Source organism: Corynebacterium sp. LK31, assembly GCF_014335015.1.
In the GTDB taxonomy this organism is placed as follows: Bacteria; Actinomycetota; Actinomycetes; order Mycobacteriales; family Mycobacteriaceae; genus Corynebacterium; species Corynebacterium jeikeium_D.
This window is the reverse complement of the sequence record NZ_PDGW01000024.1, coordinates 24764-48376: the sequence shown is the minus strand read 5'-3', so window position 1 is coordinate 48376 and position 23613 is coordinate 24764. Positions and strand designations below refer to the sequence as shown.

At 59.6% G+C, this 23613-nt stretch carries 18 protein-coding genes and 1 tRNA gene; 10 read left to right on the top strand and 9 right to left on the bottom strand.

Annotated elements, in window-relative coordinates; genetic code table 11:
- Positions 1–7: 7 nt before the first annotated feature.
- From CRD18_RS08835 to CRD18_RS08810, 6 genes are all read left to right on the top strand, one after another.
- On the top strand, positions 8–1468 hold the full coding sequence (locus CRD18_RS08835) for a M1 family metallopeptidase (protein WP_187406669.1): 1461 nt from the start codon (positions 8–10) through the stop codon (positions 1466–1468).
- An 18-nt stretch (positions 1469–1486) separates the two neighbouring features.
- Positions 1487–2872 carry a hypothetical protein gene (locus CRD18_RS08830; protein ID WP_070601331.1) on the top strand — a complete coding sequence of 462 codons (1386 nt, stop codon included), beginning with the start codon at positions 1487–1489 and terminating at the stop codon, positions 2870–2872.
- Between the two features lie 74 nt (positions 2873–2946).
- On the top strand, positions 2947–3768 hold the full coding sequence (locus CRD18_RS08825) for a glycosyltransferase (RefSeq protein WP_187406668.1): 822 nt from the start codon (positions 2947–2949) through the stop codon (positions 3766–3768).
- A gap of 23 nt (positions 3769–3791) precedes the next feature.
- Positions 3792–4484 (top strand): glycosyltransferase family 2 protein, encoded by a 693-nt coding sequence (locus CRD18_RS08820; RefSeq protein WP_038629309.1) that lies wholly within the window; start codon positions 3792–3794, stop codon positions 4482–4484.
- The gene (locus CRD18_RS08815) at positions 4481–4903 is read left to right on the top strand and encodes a DUF2304 domain-containing protein (RefSeq protein WP_049172389.1); all 423 of its coding nucleotides are present in this window, start codon (positions 4481–4483) and stop codon (positions 4901–4903) included. The genes CRD18_RS08820 and CRD18_RS08815 overlap by 4 nt, the downstream gene beginning before the upstream one ends.
- 49 nt (positions 4904–4952) lie before the next feature.
- On the top strand, positions 4953–5948 hold the full coding sequence (locus tag CRD18_RS08810) for a thioredoxin domain-containing protein (protein ID WP_049172390.1): 996 nt from the start codon (positions 4953–4955) through the stop codon (positions 5946–5948).
- Between the two features lie 61 nt (positions 5949–6009).
- Here the strand turns inward: CRD18_RS08810 and CRD18_RS08805 are convergent, their stop codons facing one another.
- Entirely contained in the window at positions 6010–6975 is a 966-nt protein-coding gene (locus tag CRD18_RS08805) for a GDP-mannose 4,6-dehydratase (RefSeq protein WP_187406699.1), read from the bottom strand.
- 129 nt (positions 6976–7104) lie between these two features.
- Positions 7105–8394, bottom strand: coding sequence for an MFS transporter (locus CRD18_RS08800; protein WP_187406667.1), 1290 nt, complete (start codon positions 8392–8394; stop codon positions 7105–7107).
- A gap of 832 nt (positions 8395–9226) precedes the next feature.
- Here CRD18_RS08800 and CRD18_RS08795 point away from each other — a divergent pair.
- Positions 9227–10570 (top strand): MFS transporter, encoded by a 1344-nt coding sequence (locus CRD18_RS08795; protein ID WP_048732297.1) that lies wholly within the window; start codon positions 9227–9229, stop codon positions 10568–10570.
- Between the two features lie 213 nt (positions 10571–10783).
- Positions 10784–12835 carry an acyl-CoA dehydrogenase family protein gene (locus CRD18_RS08790; RefSeq protein WP_016421947.1) on the top strand — a complete coding sequence of 684 codons (2052 nt, stop codon included), beginning with the start codon at positions 10784–10786 and terminating at the stop codon, positions 12833–12835.
- Positions 12836–12851: 16 nt separating this feature from the next.
- On the opposite strand, the gene CRD18_RS08785 is transcribed toward CRD18_RS08790, so the two are convergent.
- From CRD18_RS08785 to CRD18_RS08775, 3 genes are all read right to left on the bottom strand, one after another.
- Entirely contained in the window at positions 12852–13823 is a 972-nt protein-coding gene (locus tag CRD18_RS08785; RefSeq protein ID WP_070604936.1) for an N-acetylmuramoyl-L-alanine amidase, read from the bottom strand.
- A gap of 210 nt (positions 13824–14033) precedes the next feature.
- Positions 14034–14106 (bottom strand) — tRNA-Thr (locus CRD18_RS08780).
- 134 nt (positions 14107–14240) lie between these two features.
- Positions 14241–15617, bottom strand: coding sequence for a DNA polymerase III subunit delta' (locus tag CRD18_RS08775; RefSeq protein ID WP_149421197.1), 1377 nt, complete (start codon positions 15615–15617; stop codon positions 14241–14243).
- Positions 15618–15699: 82 nt separating this feature from the next.
- Between CRD18_RS08775 and CRD18_RS08770 the strand changes: the two genes are divergently transcribed.
- Complete coding sequence (locus CRD18_RS08770; protein ID WP_187269918.1) at positions 15700–17226, top strand: adenylate/guanylate cyclase domain-containing protein; 1527 nt, start codon at positions 15700–15702, stop codon at positions 17224–17226.
- Between the two features lie 49 nt (positions 17227–17275).
- Here the strand turns inward: CRD18_RS08770 and CRD18_RS08765 are convergent, their stop codons facing one another.
- Together CRD18_RS08765 and CRD18_RS08760 are read right to left on the bottom strand one after the other, a co-directional pair.
- The gene (locus tag CRD18_RS08765; protein WP_005511351.1) at positions 17276–17479 is read right to left on the bottom strand and encodes a helix-turn-helix transcriptional regulator; all 204 of its coding nucleotides are present in this window, start codon (positions 17477–17479) and stop codon (positions 17276–17278) included.
- The gene (locus CRD18_RS08760) at positions 17480–18070 is read right to left on the bottom strand and encodes a hypothetical protein (RefSeq protein ID WP_016421941.1); all 591 of its coding nucleotides are present in this window, start codon (positions 18068–18070) and stop codon (positions 17480–17482) included.
- Positions 18071–18278: 208 nt separating this feature from the next.
- On the opposite strand from CRD18_RS08760, the gene CRD18_RS08755 reads away from it, so the two are divergent.
- Complete coding sequence (locus CRD18_RS08755) at positions 18279–19601, top strand: DUF418 domain-containing protein (protein WP_370449392.1); 1323 nt, start codon at positions 18279–18281, stop codon at positions 19599–19601.
- A 3-nt stretch (positions 19602–19604) separates the two neighbouring features.
- Here the strand turns inward: CRD18_RS08755 and topA are convergent, their stop codons facing one another.
- The gene (gene topA, locus CRD18_RS08750; RefSeq protein WP_187406666.1) at positions 19605–22565 is read right to left on the bottom strand and encodes a type I DNA topoisomerase; all 2961 of its coding nucleotides are present in this window, start codon (positions 22563–22565) and stop codon (positions 19605–19607) included.
- A 673-nt stretch (positions 22566–23238) separates the two neighbouring features.
- Positions 23239–23442, bottom strand: coding sequence for a cold-shock protein (locus CRD18_RS08745; RefSeq protein WP_005511370.1), 204 nt, complete (start codon positions 23440–23442; stop codon positions 23239–23241).
- Positions 23443–23613: the final 171 nt, after the last annotated feature.

The following is a 23613-nucleotide window of genomic DNA, read 5'->3' as shown; positions in this document are numbered from 1 at the left end:
AACAGCCGTGAGTAGCGCTGATTTCACTAATCCTTATACCGGTATTGCGTTCAACCTGGGTTTCCGGGTGAACAAATACGAGCTGGACCTCGATTATCGGGTCGGGCCGAATCGTCTGAAGGCGACGGCGACTCTGCATATCGAAATCAATGCTTGGACCTCACACATCACGCTCGACTTTGCGGATGCGCTGGGGGTCGATTCGGTGGATGCGATTTCCGATTCGCAGGCACACTCAATCGATGTAAAGCGCTGGCGCCATTCGGGACGCAAGCTGCGCGTCACCTTTGACCGCGAGTTGGCTCCCGACGAGACGCTGCGGCTGATTGTGACTTACTCGGGCACGCCACGTCCGGTGCGCTCGAAGTGGGGCGAAATTGGCTGGGAGGAACTCGAAAACGGTGCACTCGTGGCATCGCAGCCGGTGGGCGCGGCATCGTGGTACCCCTGCGATGACGATCCCGAGGTCAAGGCGTTCTACGAGTTCACGATGGTCACCGACGCTCCCTACGAGGTCGTCGCACCAGGGCTTGCCGACGCTCCGGTGAACGTGGGCGGATCGCGCCGCCGCTGGCGGTTTGTCACCGAGGAGCCCATGGCCTCCTACCTGGCCACCATCAATGTCGGTCAGTTTAAGAAGGTCGAGCTGCCGTGTGAAACCTCGACTGTGGTGGCGTGGGTGCCTTCTGAGCTGGTGGCCAATGCTCGCCATGACTTCCGCGATCAGGGGCGCATGCTCGATGAATTCGCCAAGCTCTTTGGCCCTTACCCCTTCCGCGCCTACCAGGTGGTCATTTGTGAGGATGATCTGGAGATCCCCATTGAAGCTCAGGGGCTTTCCATCTTCGGTGCCAACCACGCCGACGGCAAGGACACGTGGAATCGACTGATCGCCCACGAGTTGTCGCACCAGTGGTTCGGCAACAGTGTCGGCATTTCGCAGTGGCGCGATATCTGGCTCAACGAAGGGTTTGCCTGCTACTCCGAGTGGGTGTGGTCCGAGGTCAGCGGTGGTGCCAGCGCAGATGTGCACGCCCGCAAGCACTACCTGGATCTGCTTGAGGAAGAGCAGGACATCGTGATTGCCAACCCAGGGCCAAAGCTGATGTTCGACGACCGTCTGTACAAGCGCGGCGCGCTGACTGTGCACGCTCTGCGTCTGCTGCTGGGCGACGAGGTGTTCTTCGACCTGGTGCGCAAGTGGACCACCACTAACCGCCACAGTGTGGTCGATGCAGTGGACTTCCGCGCACTGGCCAACCGCGTGTGCCGTGAGCGTGGCATCACCACCTCGCACCTGGATGTCATCTTTGACTCCTGGCTGTCACGCAGCTCCTTGCCGGACTTCCCCACTGACCCAACGCGCTCCCCTGCTGACCAGGGCATCGGCGATAATGGTGCTCCAATCGTGGTCGAGAAGCTGGCTGCTCAGTTTGCAAAGCTCGGCTACTCGAAGGCCAAGGATTAGAGAGCTAGAGGCCTGTCAATGTCCGGTTTCAAATGGTTGTCGCTGGCCACGATTGTCGCCGCGATAGGCAGCTTCGCGGTGCTGATTATCTCGGCCCGCGCACTTCCCAATGCTATAAACCTGCAGTTCGTGGCGTTTTGGGGACTGTTCTTCGCGCTCACGGGTGTTCTCGGCGGGTTGATGCAGGAGACCACGCGCGCGATTGGTGCTGCGGAAGCGCGGAACCGGAAGCGGGAGCGGCCCCGTGAACAGACCCCAGAGCAGAAGCCGGAGCAGGAACAGGAGCAGACAGCTACCGAAACGGGTCAAACTCTCGGCGCTCGTCCCATCACAGTTTCGCTGGGCGTCGCCGCAGTTACTTTCATCACCATGGCAGTGACGGGTCCGCTGTGGGCCCCACTGGTCGTGCAGGATGATGCCGGCACTGCAATTCTGCTCATGGCCTCTGGCCTTGCTCTGTACTCGATGCAGGCCACCACCTCGGGTCTGCTCAGCGGCCGCCAGCTGTGGGGCCCCTACGCCGCCCTAATCATGATCGACATTCTCGTGCGCGTAGCACTGGCACTCGTCGCCTGGTACTTCAGCTGGGGTCTGCTGGCCTGGCTGATTATTACGGTGTTCGGGACAGTCAGTTGGCTTATTCTCGCGCTGTTTTCCTCGGCAACCCGCTCGGTCATGTTCGCGCGTGCCGACGTCCCGGTGCGCCGCTTCATCACTCTCATGGTCACGGCCATGGGCGCATCTGGCGCATCTGCTGTGCTGGTCACAGGTTTTCCGACAATCGTCAAGATTGCCGGCGAAGCGGTCACCACTGGCGCCGGGATAGCCGAGTCACTTACCCCGCCGCATGCCAACAACTTCACCGCAGCAGTGACCATTGCGGGAATCGCCTACGCCGTAACGCTGACCCGCGCTCCGCTGCTCATGCCCTTGGAGAAGTTCCAAAACGCCATCATTGTGAGCTTTGTCCGGCATCGCTCCGAGGGCGTGCTGGCAGCGCTGGCCAAGCCGTTGGGGGCGCTGGCTGCTTTCGGCACCTTCGGGGCGGGCCTGGCATGGCTCATCGGCCCGTGGATCATGACTCTCATCCTGGACGATAGCTATCACGTGTCCGGGCCGGTGCTCGCGGCGCTGACGCTCGGTGCGACGTTGACCGCCATGTTGATGATTACCGGCTCGGTCACCTTGGCAGTGGAGAAGCACCATATGTATCTGATCGGTTGGTTGGCTGCGACCACGATCGCCGTTGCCATTCTTTTCCTCCCTGGGCACCTGTCGGTACGCACGGTCGCGGCTATCGCCGTAGGCTCTGCAGTAGGTGTTGCCATTCACCTGCTTGCGCTGCGCACACTTTCCCCACGTGCTGCCAGGTCAGCCGTATCGGAGGCTTTTGCGGTGGAATAACACCACCCGCATCCGATGCCGTCCCAAAAAGCACCGTCCATATCCCCCTGCAACTCCCAAGGTTCGAGACTCACATGTCCACCATCACTGACCTCACGGTTCTCATGACCGTCTACCACCGCGTCGTCCCCGACCAGCTCGATACTGCGCTGCAGTCGCTGTGGAACCAGACGCGTCCGGCCGCGCACGTCATTGTGGTCATCGATGGCCCGATTGGGCAGGAACTCGACCGGGTCGTCGTCAAGCATGAACAGGCGCATTCGGAGATGACAGTGCTGCGGTGTGCGGAAAATGGTGGCTCGGGAGTGGCTTCGCAGGCGGGTCTTCGGCTGGTGGAAACACCATGGGTGGCGCGGCTGGATGCGGACGATATTGCGCGTGCGGACCGATTTGAAAAGCAGTGGGACGCGCTGACCGCTGACCCGGAGTTGGATGTATTGGGCAGTGCAATGGCGGAGTTCGAGGGCACGCCGAACAATGTGGTGCGCGTGCGGACTCTGCCGCAGACGCACGCCGAGATTGCGCGTTATATCAAGATCAATTCGCCTGTAAATAACCCCTCCTCGATGCTGCGCACGGCGAAGGTGCGTGAGGTCGGCGGATATCGCGACATCCGTCTGATGGAGGACTATGACCTCTGGGTGCGCCTCATGGCCGCCGGCGCGAAGTTTAAGAATCTGCCCGAGCCGCTGGTGTACTTCCGCGCCGACGGCATGTTCGAGCGACGAACCTCGCGCGGCATCATCCGCGGTGAACGCCAGCTCCAGCGCACGCTGGTAGCTGAGGGACTGATTTCCCGGCCGCGGGCGGTATTTAACTTGGCGGTGCGGACACTTTTCCGACTTTTGCCAACTCAGCTCATGTCACGCGCATATCGACGATTGTTTGTGCGGTAGGCTTCGGAGCGATGACTGACAACATGGATTTCTCGGACACCTGGCTGATTGTGCCGTGCTACAACGAGGGCCAGGTTATTCGTGAGGTTCTCGAGCACGCTCGCGAGACCTTCCCCAACATTGTCGCGGTCAACGACGGCTCTTCGGATAACTCCAGCCTGGAGATCCACAGGGCCGGCGCTCACCTGGTCAACCACCCTGTCAATTTGGGTCAAGGTGCCGCTATCCAGACCGGCGTGGAATACGCTCGCGCGCAGGCTGGATCGAAGTACTTTGTCACCTTCGACGCCGATGGCCAGCACCAGGTCAAGGACGTCGTCGCTATGGTGCAGCGACTGCGCACCGAACCAATCGACATCATTGTGGGAACCCGTTTCGGCCGCCCTCGCGCCGAGGATGACCAGGTGCCGCTGATTAAGCGAATTGTCCTCAAGACGGTGGTCATGTTGTCACCACGCACGCGCCGGCTCGGGCTTACCGACGCCCACAACGGCCTACGCGCCTTCAACCGCACGGTGGCAGAGCAACTGAACCTGCGCATGAACGGCATGAGCCATGCCTCCGAATTTGTCGAGGTCATGGACAGCAGAGGTTGGCGTACCGCTGAGCAGCCGGTGGATATCCTCTACACGGAATACTCCATGTCCAAAGGGCAATCCTTGTTCAACGGTGTCAATATCCTTGCCGACTCCCTGATTTCGAAGAGGCTGCCATGACCGCATCCATCGTTCAAATTATTTTGCTGCTGGCGATGGTGGGCCTGGTGGCTTACTTCGTCGCTAACCGTCGTAAAGCGCGCGCCAAGGCGGGCGTGAAACTGGGATTCGTCGTTTTCGTCATCGCGTGCCTGTGGGCAATCGTGCGTCCCGACGATCTGACCGTGGTGGCCAACTGGATTGGTGTGACCCGGGGCACCGATTTGCTGCTCTACGTACTGGTGTTGGCGTTCGTGTTTACCACGGTGTCGTCCTACATTCGCTTCCGCGAACAGGAGCTACGCTACGCGCGACTGGCTCGTGCAGTGGCCTTGAAGACCGCTGTGCGTCCGGAAGAAGAAATTGTGATTTCGGGCAGCCAGAACAGCAGCCAAAAAGACAGCGCGACGAACGCCGAGAACAACGCTCCGTCCGACTAATCGGCACGCTAAGCGCATGTGAATCTGAGGCTGTGGTTCCATAGAAGCCATGAGCGAAGAAAATAAGGACAACATCGCCGCTGACAACAGCAGCGATTCGCAGCAGCCCTCGGCAGACGCAGCGCCGCAGGGGACACAGCAGGAACCCCAGCAGGCTTCTCAGCCGGTACCCACTGAACAGGACTTGGAGTCCTGGTCTGCCGACAGTGATGGAAAAACCAAGTCGTGGTACTCGATTCCGAACGCCGCATGGGCGCTAGCTGTCGTCGCATTGATCGTTGTCGGCGCAGCGGGCTTCTTCGCTGGCTCGCGTTCGGCTAGCTTCAACGGCGTGAGCACCGTCAACATGGCGGGCGTTGCACCAGGCAAGGGGGAAATTGCGCCTGTACCTGGCCCGAATGGCTCTTTCGACGCCAGCATCTACGGCCCAAAGGCGGGAGCGCAGCTGAAGTCCCCGGAGGATATGGACAATGTCCACCGCCGCAATGAAAATGATCCTTTTGCTCTCGGTGCAGTGGATGCGCCGGTCGTAATCTCAATCTACTCGGACTTCGAATGCCCGTTCTGCGCGAAGTTCGCAAACGAAACCGAGTCTGCCCTCGTGGAAAAGTACGTCAATGAGGGACTGGTCCGCCTGGAGTGGAACGATATGGCCATCAATGGTGAGAAGGCCATCAAGGACGCTGAGGCCGGCCGTGCCGCGGCAGCTCAGGGCAAGTTCTGGGAGTTCTCCCGTGCGCTGTTTAAGAAGGCCGGCGAAAAGGGCCAGGGCCACCCGGAGTTCACTGAAAAGGAACTGATTGCCGTCGCTCGTGAGGCCGGTGTGCCGGACATGAAGCGCTTTGAAAAGGAGCTTAAGGACGGCAAGTGGACCGAGGCGGTCGAGAATGCCACCCAGTTCGGTTCCATGCTGGGCATTTCCGGTACTCCGGGCTTCCTCGTTGGTACTCAGTTCGTCTCGGGCGCACAGCCTCTCGACGTGTTCGAGGACAATATCGAGCTGGCTCTCATCCACGCCAAGCGCGCGGAGGAAGCTGGCAAGTAACCTGGCTGACTCACGGCTAACCTACGCGGACGACTGCGCGAAGCCGCCCGCGTAAGCTGCGCTAGCCCCGATTCCGGAAGTACTCCACAGTACGAGCAACACCTTCCTGAATACTCATAGCTGGCTCCCAGCCGAGTACCTCACGCGCCCGCGTGGGATCCAACGCCGACCGCGCCACATCACCAGTGCGCGGCGGTGCAAACTCTGGATTATCCTCGGCATCCGCAGCCTGCGCCACCAACGAGTGCAGCTGCCGATCCGAGGTTTCTACGCCGGTGCCAATATTAAAGCGCATTCCACCACCGACCTCGCCGGATGCGCGGTAGAAAGCATCCACCACATCGTCGACATAGACATAGTCGCGGGTATTTCCTCCGTCACCGAATACCTTGGTTGGCTCTCCCGCCAGCAGTCGCTGGGCGAAAATAGCAACCGCACCGGCCTCGCCGTGCGGATCCTGCCGCGGGCCGTACACATTCGCCGGCGCGATGTGCGAGCATTCGAGCCCGTAAAGATTGCGGAACATATTCAAGTACAGTTCGCCCGTTGCCTTTGAGGCGGCATAGGGGCTCATCGGATTGACCGGCACGTTTTCCGTCACCGGAAGCTCCTCCGGCGTGCCGTAGATGGAACCGCCCGAAGATGTAAACACAACCTTGCGGACACCGTGCTTTCGGGCCGCATCGGCAAGTTTGATTGTGCCAATGATGTTCAGCGTCGCATCTCGCACCGGGTCGGCCACGGAAATCCGAACATCAATCTGCGCTGCGAGGTGGAAAATAACCTCCGGGCGGCTTTGCTCGAGCAGCTCGTCCCAGTCCACCTCCAGCACATCGGCGGTTATGAACTCAAAGTCGTCGTTAAGCGATGCCTGCTGGAGGTTTTCCAGCTTTCCGTGGGAGAGATCGTCCAGCGCCGTGACCGCGTACCCTTCAGCCAGTAGCCGGTCAACCAGCGTCGAACCGATAAATCCCGCACCACCCGTCACCAGCGCGCGCGGTTTCGCGCTTGCCGACGATTCTGTCATCGCGGTGGCCGGTGATTCGTTCTTGTGCTTCTCCATAGGAAGAACTATAGGCGCTTAGTAAGGAAAACCGCTTATACGTGTGCCAACCTCACATTGACGGGGTTGATTAGTCTTCCGAGGAATGCGAGATTACTCAGCGCGCTGTGGCAGGTTGACAGTGGAATTGAAGAAAATAACCAAGCCCATCAAGATGGCGATGACCATACCGCCACCGAGCATGACCGGGTAGGTCATCCAGGAGATGGACTCGGAGAGCTTGGTCAGAATTGCCGGGAATGCGAAGCCGATGTAGGTCAGACAGTAGAAGATACCGGTCAGACCAGCCATATCGCGCGGGCCAGCGATGCGCTGTACCTCGTTGAGGCCGGTAAACATGGACAGACCGTAGCCGGCACCCAACACCAGCGCTGCAATGAACGCCGTCACTGCGGTGGGGTTGGTGGACATCCAGGCCGCCAAGCCCATACCGATAACCACAATGCCAATTGCGATTAGCGAACCGCGGGCGTTGTGCTCGGTCACAAAGCGGGGACCAATCTGCTGAATACCAAAACCGCAGAGTAGCGCGAACAGTGTGACCATCGCGGAGTAGAACACTGGCTGGGAGACGTGGTCCTGCAGCAACGACGGAATGATTGCGTAGGCAACACCGGCTGCACCGAAGACCCACGGCGCTCCCATCGCGGCGACGAGCAGGAAGCGACGGTTAGTTACCGAAGGGGTACGCAGGGACTCCCAGACGCTTTCGTGCGGGGCGTTGCTGCCGCCCAGGTGCGGAGACTGGCGGGTCTCCGGCACAGCCACCAGACCGAAGATTGTCGGGATAGAAATCAGGATGTGGATGATATAAGCCAACTGCCCCGGCAGCGGTGCGAACTGCGCTAGCGTGCCGGCAATTCCCGCACCCAGACCAAAGCCCAAGGTCAGCGCCATGGACTGACGCTTCGCGCCTGAGGTTGACTTGGCCTTGGGGTCAAAGCGCGAATCAGAGAGCTCCTTTACCCACGAGCCGCCCACGGCCATGACAATGCCGACTGCCAAGCCAGAGATAAAGCGACCGGTAAGGATAAGCGGGGCGGTAGTCTCGCCCAACGCAATAAGAGTCGACCCCAAAATCGAGAGAACCGGCGCGGCGAGCATCACCGGCTTACGGCCGATACGGTCCGAGATTGGGCCGGAAATCAGCAGTGCCGGCGCGATACCGAGGGCGTAGACCAGCAATAGAAGGTCAATAAACACCGGCGCCAGGTCGGCATTTTCGCGGTACATCACCATCAGCGGCGTGAATTCGTTGCCACCCCACGCGACGGCGAAAACTGCAATTGCGGCAAGCAACCACAACGGCGTGCCCTTATTGGATTTGGCCCTGCCGTGAGGTACCTCATTTTCATTGCCGTTAGTTCCTGCGTGAGAAGACATGTCGTTTACTTTACGACGGTCCCCAGCGCCTTACGCACAATGGTGCAGATTTAAGCCACCGGAGCTAACCACAAGAGGTGTGCCGAGATAGTTGAGCAGGCGGGGCGGGGCAACTGAGTCGGTTAGTGCTGTGGCGGCTAGTGGAGTGGTGGCTAATGCGGTGGCGTGCCCAGTTTGGTCACCTCGGGTTGGTCTCGGCACAAATGCCCCTGAAACCTGGGGCTCACACCCCCGTCTCGGGGTGGCATGTTGCCGACCTTGCATCCCCGCCCCATCCGGGGGCAATGACCTTTTCGACACTACATCGTTATTGTTCCGTTACTTCTTTCGTATCTTGCGTCACTTTCGCCACACTATTCACACAATTTCTGATTATATAATTACAAATTAGTTCAATGTGGGGGTAGCCGAACAGCCATAAAACGCAGATTTCACCTATTTAAGACTGTCTCACACACGAACGGCCCTCAGCTCGCGCACATCAGGCCGGAAACGGCCCGTCGTTAAGTAGCATCCATTCCACACCCTTTACATACCCCCGATTCCACCTTTTTCAGACATCTAGAAAATGAATTCGGTCACAAACAAAGGAAATCTACCGCCATTCACCAACCCCCATTACCCCCGTTGCCCACTTTTTGTCATCGCTCGCTGAAGTTCAAACGCTGGTCGCTACCGGTCTGGCTGTGTAAGAATTCGACACCGTCAAACAATCTGTCCATTCCCCAAACGCTGGCTGAGAAAAACCTGGGGCGATTTCTGCACGACCGCTGAGATCGCCAAGGTCCTCGATGGCCGTGCGGACGGGTATGTAAAGAAAGTCTTGTTATTTATGACTACTTCGATCATCGCGAATGATCCCAAGCAGCGCCGCAAGGTGCTCACGGGAACTCTCGTGGGTACGACCATCGAGTTTTATGACTTCCTGATTTACGCTCAGGCCGCAGCTATCGTGCTCGCTCCGCACTTCATCGAGCCGGCTGCGAAGTCGAACCCACAGGTCGCTCAGGTGCTCGCCTGGGCAACCCTGGGTATTTCCTTCCTCTTCCGCCCGCTTGGCGCTATCGTCGCCGGCCATATCGGTGACCGCTACGGCCGCAAGATGATTCTGGTCTTCACCCTCATCGGCATGGGTGCAGCTACTTTCTGTATCGGTCTGCTGCCGACTTATGAGTCAATCGGCATCGCTGCACCTATCCTGCTGGTCCTGCTCCGTATCTTCCAGGGCCTTTCCGCGGGTGGCGAATGGGGCGGTGCGGCCCTGATGTCCGTGGAGTACGCACCGAAGGAAAAGCGCGGTATCTACGGCGCATTCCCGCAGGCCGGTGTTCCCCTGGGTCTGACCCTGGCTACCGGCACCATGCTGATTGTTATGGCTATCATCGGCGAGGAAGCCTACATGGACTGGGGTTGGCGTGTGCCATTCTTGCTGTCCTTCATCCTGGTTCTGATTGGTTACATGATTCGTCGCACCGTCGATGAGTCCCCGGTCTTCCAGGCTATGCAGGCTGAGTCTGCTGAGCGCTCCGCTCCGCTGCCGGAGCTCTTCCGCAACCACTGGGGCAAGGTTATCCAGGGCGCCCTGATCTTCGCTGCTCAGCAGGCCACCGGTTACCTCGTGATCGCATTCTTCGGCGCTTACGCACAGAAGACACTGGGCTACCCCGCAACCGTCGCTTGGACAGGCACTCTCGTCGCCGGTATCTGCTGGACCATCTTCATGTTCATGGCCGGCGCTTGGTCCGACCGTATCGGCCGCGCAAAGACCTTCATCATCGGCTACGTCCTAATCATGATTTGGGAAGCCGTCATGTGGAGCCTCCTGGATAAGGGCCCGTTCCTCTACGTCATGACCGTCGCAGTCCTCACTCTGCCGCTGGCACTGACCTTCGGCCCGCAGCCGGCCATGTACTCCGAGATGTTCCCGGCTGAGGTTCGCTACTCCGGCGCTTCCATCGCTTACGCCATCGGCGCTGTCCTGGGTGGTGCATTCGCACCGATGATTGCCCAGATGATCATGGACGCCACCGGTAACCCGTTCTACATCTCCATCTACCTGATGGCCATGGCTATCCCGGCACTGATTGCCCTGTTCCTGCTGCCGAAGGGTCTTGAAGACCGAGACCTCATCGAGCACCCGGAAACTAACCTCGACGAAGTTAAGTCGCGCGTCTAGTTCCCACAGCTAGGGGGTCTGCCCCACCGAGGGTCTGATTACGCGAGCCGTCGTCAAGCACTGCACAACGCGGTATTTGCTTGACGACGGCTTTTGCGTTTCCGCCTTCGTTCTATCCCGGTAGCTTGTTTCCGACCCGTGGCCCCGATTTCCTCATGAGTTTCTCAGTCGAAAGCGACTGACAAGCCCCAGATATCCCATTAACGTTGGGTTATGGCACAGAATTCTTCCAGCTCCACGCGAATCCCCCGCCGGCGCTCGACCGACGCTCCGAAGACACTCCCCTCCCGTCCGGAACCGGAAGTGGCACGCGCACTGCAAAAGGTCCTGGACGGCTATTTCCCCGAGGCGCGCGCTGATGTCCGCGCCCTTTTAGAAGACCCCACCCTGCGGCCCACCTCTGGGCTGACCGTGGAGGAGGCCAGGCAGCACACCACCGAGGCGTTGTCCAAGGTGCTTAAGACCGGCATGCCCTATGGTGCTTTCCGCACTGACCAGGGAGGCACAGGAGATACCGGCGGGACACTCTCCGGGATTGAAATGCTCGGCCACACCGACTTGTCGTTGATGGTGAAGTCCGGAGTGCAGTGGGGCCTTTTCGGCGGCGCTGTCAGCAATCTGGGGACTGAGCGTCACAGCGAGTTGGTGCGTGACCTCATTGAGCTGCGGGCTCTCGGCTGCTTTGCGATGACCGAACGCGGCCACGGCTCGGACGTGCAATCACTCGAAACCACGGCACATTACGACCCCGAGACGGAAGAATTCATCCTCAATTCGCCGACAGCTTCCTCTGAGAAATGGTTTTTGGGCAACGCCGCGCGCGATGGGCGCTGGGCTGCGGTTTTTTGCCAGCTCTACACACCAGGACAAGAAGAATCCCATGGTGTGCACTGCATTGTTGCCCGGATCCGCAATGATGACGGTTCGCCTGTCGACGGGGTTGCGATTGGCGACCACGGCACCAAAGGTGGCCTCTTGGGCGTGGACAACGGCACTCTCATGTTCGACCATTACCGCGTGCCGCGGGAGAACCTGCTTAACCGTTTCGCAGATGTCTCGGCCGCTGGCGAGTACAGCAGCGATATTGGCAGCCCCAATGCACGGTTTTTCACGATGCTCGGTGCCCTCGTGCGCGGCCGCGTGACAGTCGGTGCGGCCGCTGGTGCGGCAACCCGCACCGCACTGACCATCGGCACCAAGTACGCACACTTGCGGCGCCAATTTGCTCCCGACGATTCGCTGCCGGAAAAGAAACTCATTGAGCACCGCCAGCACCGAATCCGACTACTCCCCCGCATTGCGCGTTCGTACGGTCTGCAATTTGCCACCAACCTGCTGATCAAGCGGATTCACGACCTCGAAGCGGAAGGGCTGGACCGTGCGAATCTAACCCCGGAGCAGGCTCGCGATCTACGTGAAGCGGAGGCACATGCCGCCGCATTGAAGGTCGCCAACACCGCGCATGCCACCGATGCCATCCAGGAGATGCGTGAGGCCACCGGTGGAGCTGGCTACATGGCGGAGAACCTGTTGACCATTCTCAAAGAGGACTCTGACGTATTCACTACCTTTGAGGGCGACAACGTGGTGATGTTGCAGCTGGTCACCAAGGAACTTTTGGGTGGTTTTGCCCGGGAGGTACAGAGTTTTTCCAACCTGGAAATGGTGCGCTTCGGCCTCGACAATTTCAGTGGCATTTTGCGCCGTCGCACCGGTGCGGACGCCGTCGTTCAGAACCTCTTGGATGCGCTGACTGACGCTGATGAGTCCTCGCTCTTTGACCCCGCCAGCCAGATGCAATTGCTCATCGAGCGCGAGAATCGACTTCTCAAGTCCCTTGCTCGCAGGCTGCGCCCGGCGCGGAAACTGCCTGTGGAAAAGGCCGCGAAGCTGGTGGACAAGGTCCAGGACCACATGATTTCCTGCGCGTGGGCGCATATCGATCGCATGATTTTGGAAGCGTTCTTTGAAGCTGAATCCACACTCACAGATGAGCGCTCTCAAGAGGTGCTCGAGCAGGTTCGCGATGTGTTCTTCCTGTCGGTGGTCTGCGATAACGCCGGCTGGTTCTTGGAGCAGTCACTGCTCACCGGTACTCGCACCAAGGGCGCGCGGGCGGGCTTGGCCGATCTTGTTGATTCCCTTGGCCCCTGGTCTGAGGTGCTTGTCGACGCCTTCGGTGTCCCCAGCACCATGCTGGATATCCCCATGATGGAGCCTTACGACGCGATGACACCGAAAGCTAAGGCAAACCCGGCTAGTTAGCGTGTTGGCCGGTTGGCTACTGCGCCAAGAAACCTTCCAACCCAGCCACAGTGGCCTCTGCCAAGCGCTGACGGCCTTCGCTGGAAGTCAAGAGGGCAATGTCGCTGCTATCGCGCATGTTGCCGTATTCGACCAGTGCCTTTGGCTTCGTCGATAGGTTGAGTCCAGTGAGATCCGCGCGTGGATTCAGCCCCTCGCTGCCGAGATAGTTGGATGGAGCAAAACCGGCTGACACGAAAGCATCGCGCAGGGCGGTTGCCAGCGCGGTAGAGCCCTGCTCGTCATTATTGGCGAGTGGCTGAGAAATCGCCGACACATGGAATCCGCGGTTGCCCTCTCCAGCGCCGTCAGCGTGGAGACTCACCACGGCATCGGCGTTGGAGGCATTTTCCTTCTCTGCACGGGCATCGATGCAATCTGCACGACCTGCGTCATCCTCGCGGCTGAGTAGCACCTGAGCACCGCGCTGTTCGAGCAGCTGCTTGATTTCCTGCGCCATCAGCCAATTGAACTCGTGCTCCGGGAAGCCGTCGTTGGAAGCGGTGCCGGAGGTATTACACGGCTTTTGGCCACCACGACCGTCAGTGACCATCAGGTCAGCAGGTGGTGGGGTGCCGGCGTGCCCAGGGTCGAGGTAGATGACCTTGCCGGCTACAGCGCTGGAGCCGTCGGCACGCGAAGTAGCGCGATTAGCTTGCTGTTGTGGCGCGTCGCCCGGAGCGACTGCGTCGGGGTTAGCAGAATCAGGCATTGCAAACTCCTCATTCGGCGGAGTGGGGTTCGGCATCTGCATGGCCTCTTCTTCAGCTGCCAAGGACGTTTGAGTTTCCGCCGAGGCAGCTTGCTGAGCGCTTCCTGCTCTGGAAGCCTCCGTGTCGATGGTGCAGGCCACAAGACCGGCAGGCATGATTGCCGCGGCCGCCAAAACCGCAGCTAGTCGTCCCGCTGATGGTCGCACTACTAATCGCTGGTGTCCGGGCTGTCGCATCGTGCGTTCTCCTAGTATCTGCGTACCTGCCATGTGCTGAGTAACAGTAGCAAACACTCGATTGAGAGTCCCCGGCTCCGAGATTTCCGCCCCCATTCGTTTCGGGGAATCACCGCACGTCGGCTTGCCGCCGGATTCGCTCTCCTCATGTTTGACCGATCCAAAAAATAAAAAACGGGACCCTTTTCCAAGGATCCCGTTTTAAAACCGAGCCGCCTGCGAGAATCGAACTCGCGACCTTCTCATTACGAGTGAGACGCTCTACCGACTGAGCTAAGGCGGCACGCACATTGCGCCGAGCTTTCAAGCAAGCAGAAATAACCCTGCACAAAATGTACAAGCGGTAATACTACTGCACTGCCCCCATCGCTACCAAAATGGGGCCTGCAGTCCGCTGAATTAGGTGCTTTTCGCGGCTTACCTGCGACCAACCTGCCCTGCGATCTGCAATTTAGCCATCAATTCATCCATCAGGACCGTCAACTTCACCGCGGTCACCAGCATGCCGCGCACCTCGGTGACAGCATCGATGGAGGCCAATATCGCCTCCGGCGGAAGACGTCGGGCTAGCTCTGCGGCTGTCCGACGACGGTCCGGATTAATGAGATAGACGGAGCCATCCCCAAACTCGGAATCAGCGCCGGAATCTGAAACAGAAGCGTCAAAAGCAGACCCAGCACGTTCCGCCCCAAACGCCAGCACCAGGGCGTCACGGTAAAGCCCCATAATGTCGGTCAACGACAGGTCAATCAGATCTGACTCCGCGCGCCTGCGCCGCCGCTTCTGATTATCCTCCAGCTCCTTGATCACGCCCTTAGAGCCGCGCAGCGCCGCCTGCGCACCCTTGCCAGACGCACCTACACCCAACGAGCGCTCGAGATTCTCCAGCTCCTCAGCCTCTAGCGGCTCCATCCGCCGCTTCACCTCGCCAGCCACTTCGTTGGCTAACTCTCGCGCCGCCAAATACGACTTCGCCGGGTCGAACACGGCCTCTACGAAATCCAGGGCCTTGCCCCGCCAGGCACGCGAGCCCTCATCGGAGACAAAGCCACGCGCACGCCCAATGTGACCGTTGGACACCGTCGCGGCCCAGACCGCTTGCTCGTCGGTAAGCTCTGGCCGCTCTGCGCGCAGGAGGTTTGTAACGTCGTCGATATGCGGCGTCGGCACATAGACGTGGCGGCAGCGCGAACGGAGCGTAACGGAGAAATCCTCCGCGTTCGTCGTTGGTGCGCACATGATGATGACGGTGCGCAGCGGCGGTTCTTCCACCACCTTGAGCAGCGCATTTGAGGCGGATTCGTTGAGACGGTCGGCATCTTCGATGATCAGCACGCGACAATCCGCCGTTGTGGGCATCTTGTAGGCCCAGGGCCGCAGCTCGTCCCTCACCGTCGCCACGGAAATGATGGTGCCCTCCGGGCGCACAATCTTGATATCGCCATGCGTTCCCGCCAGCGCCGTCCGGCAGCCCTCGCACTCGCCACATCCGGGGTTGTCATGCCGCGTGCACAGCAGCGCCGCCGCAAACGCCGTCGCCGTCACCGACCGCCCCGACCCCGCAGGTCCCGTGAACAGCCAGGCGTGCGTCATGTCCGAGTCGCGTGGCACATCGCTTAACGACGACCCCGCGTCCCCACCTTCCGGCGAAACCTCCACCCCATCGCCTGCCAGCGGTTGACCGTTGGCAAAGCGATAATGCGCAGCGCGCACAGCAGCCTGCAGCCGCTGGCGAACCCCACCGGTTTCGGGCATACGAGAAAACACGCTGCGCTCTGTCATCGGCTCTGTCATGGCCACAACTCTAGCGCGCCCCACGAGACTCTTGTGAGGTAACTACTCCCTGCAATCCGGGGTTGCCACTAAGGTAGTAATCATGCAACGGCTCTGGCGAAATCTGAAATGGCTAAGCGGGACAATGTGGCCTGCTTATGCCTCATTTATCTTCGTCTGCAACCTTGTCGGAGCCATGATTGTCGGCTTGTTCCTCGGCATGCTGTTGCCACTGAACCAAGAAACTCACCTGCCGCGGTTGGCTAATGGGGTCATCTATGCCCTGGCTGGTTACCTGGTTCTGGCAATTATTGCGGGAATCGGCACTACTTGGATCCTGTTCAAGCCGTTGTTGAAATGGCAGCGTCATCCGGATATGCACGATCCGCGGCGGGTACGATATCTGGTCATGCGCGTGCCTGTCTATCAGGCACTCTTGGGTACCGTCATCTGGTCTCTGGGCGTGATTGTCTTCAGTGGAGTCGCGTTCGCCTATGACAGCAAGATTGGCCTGATGGTGCTGCTCACCTCGGTACTCGGTGGCGCCATGGTGGCGCTGTTGACCTATCTGATTGCGGAGCGCATGGTGCGTCCGGTCGCCGTGGAGGCGCTGGCGCGTCGGGCTCCGGATTCCTCGCTGGAGCCACCGATTGGTCACCGCCTTCGCCAGACATGGGTGTTGACCAGTGGTGTTCCAGTGGTGGCAATCCTGCTTGTGCTGATTGGTCAGCGCCGTGGCCTATTCACAGATGATGCGGCAGATTTGCTGCCCACCATCACCGCGCTGGCAATTCTGGCTCTGATTACCGGCTATTTCGGCACGATGCTGGCCAGCATGTCCATCGTTGACCCGATTCGGGATCTCACGGGCGCAATTAACAAGGTCCGCCAGGGCCAGGTGGAAACACGCGTGCCTATTTACGACGGCTCCGAGATGGGTGTCCTCCAAGCGGGCTTCAATGAAATGATGCGTGGCTTGCAGGAGCGTCAGCGGGTCCGTGACCTCTTTGGCCGTTACGTCGGATCTGAGGTCGCCCGCAAGGCTTTGGAAGAAAAGCCAACTTTGGGCGGCGAGAATCGCCTGGTCGCGGTGCTGTTTGTGGATGTAATTGGTTCAACCAGCTTCGCGGAGAAGAACTCGCCAGAGGTCGTTGTCCGCGAACTCAATGCGTTCTTCGACCACGTTGTCGACTGTGTGCACCGCAATAAGGGCATTATCAACAAGTTCCAGGGTGACGCGGCTCTTGCTGTCTTCGGCGCTCCCCTGCCCCTCGACGACACGGCTGGTCACGCCCTCACCGCCGCCCGTGAACTGCGCGAGGAACTGCTCGACCTCCAACTCAGCGCTGGCATTGGCGTCTCCGCCGGGCACGTCGTTGCCGGCCACATCGGTGCCCGCGACCGTTTTGAATACACGGTTATTGGTGACGCGGTTAACCAGGCTGCCCGTCTGACCGAGCTGGCCAAGGACACCCCGGGCCGCGTGCTCGCCACAGCTTCCACCATTCGCCTGGCCAACGAGGACGAGCAGGCTCGCTGGACCACCCTGAAGTCCGTGGAGCTGCGCGGCCGTACGCACATGACGCAGCTTGCGCGCCCGGTGCGCCCGACGCTTGCCGACGAAGCTTAGGGCTCGTTGGGCGCCCAGTACCCCTAGACTTCTCAGACGGCGAACACACTTACTCCACCGAGAATAAATCTCCTGGCTGGCAGTCCAAAGCTTCGCACAACATAGTGAGCGTCGTGAATCGCACGGCCTTCGCCCTGTTGTTTTTCAGCACTGAGAGGTTGACCGGAGTGACCCCGACCTGTTCGGAAAGGGCTGCCAACGTCATTCCGCGGCTTTCAAGCAGCTCATCTAAGTGGCACACAACCTTCGCCATTTAAATGAGTCCTTCCTGATCTTCCTGCATTCGCGCAGCTCGGAACAACATAACTCCGAGAGTGGAGATGACTATCATAAGCACAAACCATATTCCCAGGTGCTCATTGAAATCGGCATGATCACGCTGGTACCACGCGCTCAGATTCAGGCCACTTGCGACCCAGTTTTCACCCATATGCTGTAGGAAACTACTTGCCGGATACATCGCTACCAGCCAGGAGATAGCCATAACTCGTCGCGCAGTCTTAACTGTAAAAAACTCGCCCTTCAGGTACGAGAGTGAGAACAACACGCAGAGCACGGCAATCGCGGCGACGATAGCGCATCGAACAACAGTCGCAGCAATAAACAAGGAGAGGACTCCACCACTCATAACCTCGATAGGAACCCCTTTGCCACTTCCCAGCACTTCGGGCAAAAGCAGGGTCAGATCACTGGGGAACTGCTGATGAAGAACCGGATGGCGGAGCTGGAGCAAAATGTAAACCAGTGCAAACACTCCGGCAAAAAGGCTCACGATTACATCCCGGCGCTCCTTAGTTTGATTGACATACGGGTCATTTGGCTTCTTGGTCTGTGGAGATACCATAGCTAACTTCCTTACTGCACCGTAATTGGCGCGGTTAGTGAGATTATTCTGCGGGGCGCTTGGAGCTGCAGCCAAACCCCAACACATCGTTATTCGATGTATCGATTTTCGATACTATATCGCTTTTCGATATGCCGCAAGGCTCCTGCAACAATCGCCGTCCGCCGCCAACCTGCGCACCCACCCGCAGTTCCTTTACGTTGGAGGAATGACTGACAACCGACCCAGTTCTAACACCGACCCCAGACCCCGCATGCTCGTCCCCGATGCTGCGCGCGGATTCGCCCTCCTCGGCATCGCGATCGCGAACATTGCCACCGCCTGGCTGGTTGCAGATCCCGAACTGCCCGCAGCATTCTTCGGCGGCGTCATAAGCGACAGCATCGCCGACAAGGCCACCGTGCTGTTTACCGCAGTGACCGCGCATAACCGCGGGCTGCCGATGTTCGCAACGCTGCTCGGCTTCGGTGTGGGACTCATCGTCCGCAGTTTGGCCAGGAGGAACTTTCCAATCTCGCGGGCGCGGGTGGTCGTCGTAAAGCGTTATGCGTTCCTGGGGCTGTTCGGCATCGCGCACATGCTGTTTCTGTTCTTTGGCGACATCATGTTTCTCTACGGCATCTGCGGCATCATCCTGGGGCTGCTTATGGGCCTCAGCAACAAGGTGCTGACGATTCTCGCGTGGATTGCGCTGACGATCAACGCTGCAGTGAGCCTGCTGTTTTTGGTATTCACAATTGCGATGCCCGACACCGGGCTCTCCGGCTCCGACATGAGCGAGTTCGTCAACGGCGGCGCGATTGAAACGAGTTACCTGGATATGCTCGGCGCGAATCTCGAGGTCCTGACAATGAGCATCACTACCCTGCCGCTGCAGCTGTTCCTCTACCTGCCGGTGATGATGATTGGCTTCGTGTGGGCTCGCAAGGGCGTGCTTGACGACGTTGACGCGCACCGCCCCCTGCTTATTCGGTGGCTCGTGGTGGCTGTGGTCGTGGCTTTCGGTGTCGGCATCCCTATGGGGTTGGCAGCGATTGGAGTTCTTCCAGCCGGACAGCACATGGCCTTCTTGGTAATTAATAACTTTGCCGGAGTGTTCGCCGGTCCTGGCATCCTAGCCGGGCTGGCGTTAGCACTGCAGCCGCTCCAACGACGCCTGAACGAGGGCGCCGCTGTACCTGGTTGGCTGGTGCCGATTGTGGCACTCGGTAAGCGTTCGATGACGGGCTACCTGATGCAGTCGGTGATCTTCTTTGTGCTGGTGTACCCGTTTACTCTGAACATCCCGCGCGACATGGGTGCATTTGTGCAAACACTCATCGCTATTGGTGTCTGGCTGGTGACGTTGTTGGCCGCGTGGGCGATGGAGCGTCGCGGCATGCAGGGTCCGTTTGAGAAGGTGCATCGCCGGCTGTCGTACGGGCCGACGATGCGGGCAGAGTTGGCCGGGGTCGGCGGCCCCAAGCCTGCTCCGCAGGATGCGCCGGGTGCGCCGGGTACGCCGAGCGCGGCGGGCGCGGCGGCCCCTTAAGCCCTACTTGCCCCGGCGGGTCGCCTTCACCACTCGCTTGGTGGTGCGCTTGACTGCCTTCCTGGTGGTCTTCTTCGCAGCCTTCTTCGTGGTCTTGCGAGTCGACTTCTTCGCAGCCTTCTTAGTGCCACCATCGGCGGCTTCCTTCGCGCGGCGCTCAGACAGCAGCTCGCAGGCGCGGGCATCGGTCAGAGTCTCAGGCGTATCCCCCTTGCGCAGCGAAGCATTGGTGACGCCATCGGTGACGTACGGACCGAAGCGTCCATCCTTCACCGACATCGGGCGACCGGAGACATCGTTGTCGCCCAGCTGCTTCAGCGGCGGCTTCGCAGCAGCACGACCGCGGCGCTTCGGCTCAGCATAGATGCGACGAGCCTCATCCAAAGTCACGGTAAAGATCTGCTCTTCGTTGGCCAGTGAACGCGAGTCGGTGCCCTTCTTCAGGTACGGACCGTAACGGCCATTCTGAGCGGTAATAACCTCGTTATCGACCGGATCGACACCGACCTCGCGCGGCAGGCTCATCAGCTTCAGAGCCTCTTCCAGCGTGACAGTCGACGGCTCCATGGAGGAAAACAGCGAGGCCGTCTTCGGCTTCAGAGTTTCCTCGATGATTTCCGCGGTGCGCTTTTCCTTCTGCTTGGCGGCGGTCTTGGTTTCCCAGTTCTTCTTCCGCTTGCCCTCGGCAGCGCGCTGAGCGTCCTCTTCGGCGCGCTCAGCTGCGATAATCTCCTCAGCCTTGGCTACGACACCTTCGCGCTCTTCGTCTGTGACCAGCTCGGTGACGTAGGGGCCGTAGCGGCCATCACGAGCGACAATCATGCGACCATTGGCCGGGTTAATGCCCAGCTCACGTCCGCCCTGCGGCATCGCCAGCAGCTTCTCGGCAGCGGCCAGATCCAGCTCGTCCGGAGTCATGGCCTCCGGGATGTTGGCGCGCTGCACCTCGTCGGCACCGTTTTCACCGGCCCCCGGGCGCGTACGCTCCAGGTACGGCCCATAGCGGCCAACGCGAACGATGATCGGGTTGCCCTCGGCATCGTCGAAAAGGTGGAGCGAATTGACCTTCCGAGCATCAATCGATTCCAAGTTCACATCGATGATGCTCTTCAGACCACCGTGGGTCGCAATAGCGTCGGCTCCCTTGTGGCGGTGATCCTTGTCATCGCCGAAGTAGAAACCGGTCAGCCAGGTCGTGCGATCCTTATTGCCCGCAGCAATGCCGTCGAGCTCATCCTCCAGCTCGGAGGTGAAGTCGTAGTTGACCAGATCGGAGAACGCTTCCTCCATCAGCCCCACCACGGCAAAGGCCACCCACGAGGGCACCAGAGCGTTGCCGCGGGAGTAGACGTAGCCGCGATCCTGAATGGTCTTGATAATCGACGCGTAGGTCGACGGACGCCCAATTCCCAGGTCCTCCATCTTCTTCACCAAGCTGGCTTCAGTGAAGCGCGCAGGCGGGTTGGTGGAGTGACTGTCGGCACTGAAGTCCGTGGCCGTCAGGCCCTGGCCTTCTGTCAACTGTGGCAGACGCTTCTCGGCGTTGTCGGCGACCTTGCGACCGTCGGAAAGCGCGGAGACCTCGACGTATGCCTTGAGGAAGCCCGGGAAACGAATCGTGCGTCCGGTGGAGGCGAACTCGACGGCGTGCGTGTCGGTAGCACCGGCGATGGTGACCTTCATGGACGTGCCGCGTGCGTCGGCCATCTGCGAGGCGACGGTGCGCTGCCAGATTAGTTCGTAGAGTTTGAACTCCTCGGCATCCAGCGAGCCAGCCAGCTGACCTGGCGTTGCGAACGTCTCACCAGCCGGGCGAATTGCCTCGTGCGCTTCCTGCGAGTTCTTCACCTTGCGCGAGTACTGGCGCGGCGCATCGGCGACGTATTCCGAGCCGTAAAGCTCCAACGCCTGCTTACGCGCGGCGTCGATGCCGGCCTTGGACAGCGTCGTGGAGTCGGTACGCATGTAGGTAATGTGACCGTTTTCGTACAGACGCTGCGCCACACGCATCGTGCGCTCAGAGGTGTAATGCAGCTTGCGGCCCGCCTCCTGCTGCAGCGTAGACGTCATGAACGGCGGGTACGGGCGGCGCGTGTACGGCTTCTCCTCCACCGACGCGACCTTGAGCTCAGAGCCCACGAGGTCCGCCGCCAGGGTTTCGGCGAGCTGCTTATCGACGACCCGGATGCCATCGGACTTCTTCAGCTGGCCACGGTCATCGAAGTCTCGGCCCTGCGCTACGCGCTGACCATCAACGCTGGTCAGGGTTGCGACGAACTCCTTCGGCTGGTTGGCATCAGCAGAAGCCGAACCGGTGTCCAGAGTTGCGGCGACGTCCCAGTACTCAGCGGAGATAAACGCCATGCGCTCGCGCTCACGCTCGACGATGACGCGCGTTGCCACCGACTGCACACGGCCTGCAGACAGTCGCGGCATGACCTTCTTCCACAGCACCGGGGAGACCTCGTAGCCGTAGAGGCGGTCGAGGATACGGCGACCTTCCTGGGCATCAACCAGGTTCTGGTCCAGCTCACGGGTGTTGGCGGCGGCCTCCAAGATGGCTTGCTTGGTGATCTCATGGAACACCATGCGGCGCACCGGCACCTTGGGCTTCAGAACCTCCAGCAAGTGCCAGGCAATAGCCTCGCCCTCACGGTCGGGGTCCGTTGCGAGATAGAGTTCGTCGACTTCCTTGAGCTTGGCCTTCAGGTCGGCGACTTTCTTCTTCTTATCAGCGCTGACGACATACAACGGAGCGAATCCGTTGTCGACATTCACGCCCAGACGAGCCCAGGGCTCCTTCTTGTAACGAGCCGGAACATCGGCTGCGCCACGGGGCAAGTCGCGAATGTGGCCCACCGACGCCTCCACGATGTAATCATCGCCGAGATACGGCTGAATCTTGCGAGCTTTCGTCGCCGACTCGACAATTACAAGGCGCTTGAGGCCGTCTGAATTCGCCATAGAAGTTTTTCTATCCTGCAACGTTGAATGTTTTTGACTGTTTAGATTCTTGTTTTCGTTTAAATCTTGGGGTTCTTGGCCGGACTCTGGCTGGGCTTCAGCTGTGAGAAGCCCGCAATCGGTTCCAACCGGTTCCGATCAGTGCAAATCAGTTCCCGGCCGCGTTCTCCCCGGAAGATTATCTGGAAAGAATATGAAGAATATAAGGAATACCGTACACACAATCTAGTTTGTCGCGTGGATTCCTCAAGTATCGGGCGGATTTTGGGTGTGACTGAAGGGGCTGCTGTGGGGGATCCCGGTGGCCGGCAGTTGCCGACCCGACGGCTGCTGTGCGGCTGGCCATGATCATCCCCGTGGCTGTCAGTGGCTGGCCACGACAGGCCGCAGCGGGCGCAGCCGCCGCAGCGGCCGCGTGATCGCGGGCTGCAAATGTGAAACTGTATGAGTTTATGACACTTTCAAGCCATTTTTCGGGCCATTTTTGTCATAAACGTAGTCAGTAACTCGGATTGACCCACTGCCACCAGAAATGCAAAAATCCCACGCAGAAATTACTTTCCGCGTGGGAGAATCAAGGCTCACCCCATGAACACAACATGGGCCTTGAAAAGCCAAAAAATTCCGCGCGCCAAACCAGACAAAAGCCCAGTTCAACCCGGAAACGGTTGACTTACAGAGGCTTCACGTCCAGAGCCTGCGGACCCTTCTGGCCCTCACCAATCTCGAACTCGACTGCCTGGTTCTCTTCCAGCGTCTTGAAACCAGTGCCCTGGATCTCGGAGTAGTGAACGAACACGTCGTTGCCACCGTCAGCTGGGGCGATAAACCCGAAGCCCTTCTCCGAGTTGAACCACTTCACAGTACCCTGTGCCATTACAAAACTTCCCAACTTCAGGATTCGATAAAACAAGTATTCGCCACGCACATCCGGCCACACACGATGGGGTAAACACGGCCAGAACACCCTTTCCGCCTCGAGCGGGCTTTTGCCGGGTGCCCTTTGGCGGGCGATACACTCAAAAAGTCTGCCACGTTTGGGGCGCGA